At 71.8% G+C, this 3,038-nt stretch carries 2 protein-coding genes; both read right to left on the bottom strand.

Annotated features, from left to right (window positions below):
• Positions 1-1,603: phosphoenolpyruvate carboxylase (locus CON77_RS14395; protein WP_157826987.1), on the bottom strand; the 1,603-nt coding region annotated here is incomplete at its 3' end.
• Between the two features lie 24 nt (positions 1,604-1,627).
• The coding region (gene pgi / locus CON77_RS14390) for a glucose-6-phosphate isomerase (protein ID WP_101050244.1) at positions 1,628-3,038 on the bottom strand (1,411 nt) is incomplete at its 5' end.

Below are 3,038 nucleotides of genomic sequence, written 5' to 3'. Positions count from 1 at the left end.
CGTCGCGGTCCAGGGTGCCGCGCATCAGGCCCACTTCCTTTTGCAGCAGCAGCACTTCCAGCAGGTCGCTCACCGTTTCGGTGTGGCTGATGATGGCGTGGCGGATGCAGGCGGCGCCGAAGCGCTCGCGCAGCTCGCGCGCGGTCTGGAAGATGGCCAGCTCGCTCAGGGTGTGGGCGGTGTAGGCCGCGCCGGGCACGCGCAACGGGCGCGCGTCGTTGAGCAGGCGCAGCAGCAGTTGCTGCTTGGCGTCTTCGCCCAGGGCGCTGTAGTCGGGCTCCAGGCGGGCGTGGGCCAGCAGATCGGCCACGGCCAGTTCGTGCTGGTCCGAACTCTGGCGCAGGTCCACCGTGGCGAGGTGGAAGCCGAACACCTCCACCGTGCGGATCAAGGGCCGGAGGCGGTGCTGGGCCAGGGCTTCGCAGCACTGGGCCTGCAACGCGCCTTCGATGGTGTGCAGGTCGGCCAGCAGCTCTTCCGCGCTGGCGTAGGGGCTTTGCGGGGCCACGGCGTGGCGCGCGGCTTCGCCACCGGTCAATTCGCGCAAGGTGGCGGCCAGGCGCGCGTAGACGCCGGTGAGCGCGCGGCGGTAGGGTTCGTCCTGGCGGTGGGCGTTGGTGTCGGGCGAGCGCTCGGCCAGCGCCTGCATGGCCGGCGGCACCGGCAGCAGCATGGCCGACAGTGACAGTTCCGCGCCCAGGCGGTGCACCTCGGTCAGCAGGTGGCGCAGGGCCACGTCAGCCTGCTGTTGCAGGGCGTGGCGCAGGGTGTCGGCGGTGACGTTGGGGTTGCCGTCGCGGTCGCCTCCGATCCACTGGCCCATGCGCAGGAAGGGCGCCACGGTGCGGCCGTCCAGGGCTTGTTCGATCTGGCCGTACAGGCGCGGGATTTCCGGCAGGAAGGTGCTCTGGTAGTAGGTCAGCGCGTTCTCGATCTCGTCGGCCACGGTGAGCTTGGTGAAGCGCAGCAGCCGGGTGTGCCAGAGCTGCGTCACGCGCGCCAGCATGTGCGCCTCGTTGGCGGCCAGTTCGCGCGCCAGCAAGCGGTCGCCGGGGCGCACCCCGCCGGCGGCCTGCTCGATGGCGTCGCGCTCGGTCAGCAGGCGGGCGATGTCGCGCTCAGCATCCAGAATGCTCTTGCGCTGCACCTCGGTCGGGTGGGCGGTGAGCACGGGAGAGAGGTGCCCGTGGGCCAGCGTGCGGGCGATGGCGTCGGCGTCCACGCCGGCGTCGCGCATGCGCGCCCAGGTGTGGGCCAGGCTGCCCTCCTGCACGCTGCCGGCGCGCTCGTGCACGGCGCGGCGGCGGATGTGGTGGCGGTCTTCGGCCAGGTTGGCCAGGTGGCTGAAGTAGGTGAAGGCGCGGATCACGCTCACCGCCTGGTCGTCGCTCAGGCCCTTGAGCAGCTTTTTGAGCTGCTTGTCGGCGGCCTGGTCGGCTTGGCGGCGGTAGGCCACCGAGAGCTGGCGGATTTGCTCGATCAACCCGTACACCGCCAAGCCCTCGTGTTCGCGGATCACGTCGCCCAACAGCCGGCCCAGCAGGCGGATGTCGTCGATCAGGGGTTGGTCCTTGTCGGGGGAGTCGGAGGGGTGGCGGGCCATGGTGTGTGCGCTGGGTGGAGGGGGTCAGGAAACGGGGGCGGGCGCGGCCTGGCGTTCCAGGGCCTGGGCCAGGGTTTTGCCGAGTTCCACGCCCCACTGGTCGTAGGGGTGGATGCCCCAGAGCGCGGCCTGGCAGAACACCTTGTGTTCGTACAGCGCGGTCAGCGCGCCCAGGCTGTGCGGCGTCATGGCCGGCAGCCACAGGGTGTTGCTGGGCACGTTGCCGCGGAAACTGCGGTGCGGCAACAGGGCGCGCACCTCGGCCGGGTCCAGGCCGCTGCGTTCCAGCAGGGCCAGGGTGTCGGCCTCGGGTCGGCCCAGGGCCAGGGCGTCGGCCTGGGCGCGCAGGTTGAGCAGCACCACGCGGTGGTGTTCGTGGGCCAGGGGCAGCGGGGTGTCCTCGCTGGCCACACCGATGAAATCCACCGGCACCCGGTGCTGGCCCTGGTGCAACAGCTGGAAGTAGGCGTGCTGCCCTTCGATGCCCAGCCCGCCCCAGACGATGGGGCCGGTGGCCACCTGCACGGGCTGCCCGTCCACGTGGGTGGACTTGCCGTTGGATTCCATGTCGAGCTGCTGCAGGTAGCGCGCGAAGTGGAACAGGCGCCCGGCGTAGGCCGCGATCAGGTGGGTGGGGCAGCCCAGGAAGTTGCGGTTCCACACGCCCAACAGCGCCAGCACCAGCGGCAGGTTGCGGGCCGGGGGGGCCTCCCAGAAGTGCCGGTCCATGGCGTGGGCGCCGGCCAGGAATTCGCGGAAGTTCGCCGCGCCAATGGCCACCGCCAGCGGCAGCCCGATGGCCGACCAGACCGAGTAGCGGCCCCCCACCCAGTCCCAGAAGCCGAAGGTGTGGGCCGGCGCGTAGCCTTGCGCCGCTGACACCTGGGGCGCGGCGGTCACGGCAATCAGGTGCGGCGCCTGCTGCTCGGCCGTGCCCAGGCCGCCATCGGCCAGCCAGCGCCGGGCCGAAGCCGCCAGCGTCATGGTTTCCTGGGTGGTGAAGGTCTTGCTTTGCACCACGAAGACGGTCTGGTCCGGGCGCAGGCGGCGCAGTTCGCTGTGCAGCGACCAGGCGTCAGGGTTGGAGACGAAGTGCACCCGCACCGGCGGGCTGACGTGCGCGTCCAGCGCCTGAACCGCCATGCGGGGCCCCAGGTCGGAGCCACCGATGCCGATGTTGACCACGTCGGTGATGCGCTCGCCGCGGTGGCCGCGCCAGCGGCCGTCGCGCAAGCGTTCGGCCGCGTCGAGGAAGCGGTTGAGTTCGGCCTGCACCGTTCCGGCAATGGCCGGTCCCCACGGCGCGTCGGCCCAGTGGCTGCCGCGCAGCGCGGCGTGCAGGGCGGCCCGGTGTTCGGTGGCGTTGATGGGCGCGCCCCGGCGCTGGGCGTCGGCCAGCGCCAGCACGCCGGACTCGTCGGCCAGGGCCAGCAGG

The sequence above is a fragment of the Macromonas nakdongensis genome, assembly GCF_002837145.1.
GTDB classification, from domain to species: Bacteria; Pseudomonadota; Gammaproteobacteria; order Burkholderiales; family Burkholderiaceae_C; genus Macromonas_B; species Macromonas_B nakdongensis.
This window is presented reverse-complemented; position numbering and strand designations above follow the sequence as displayed.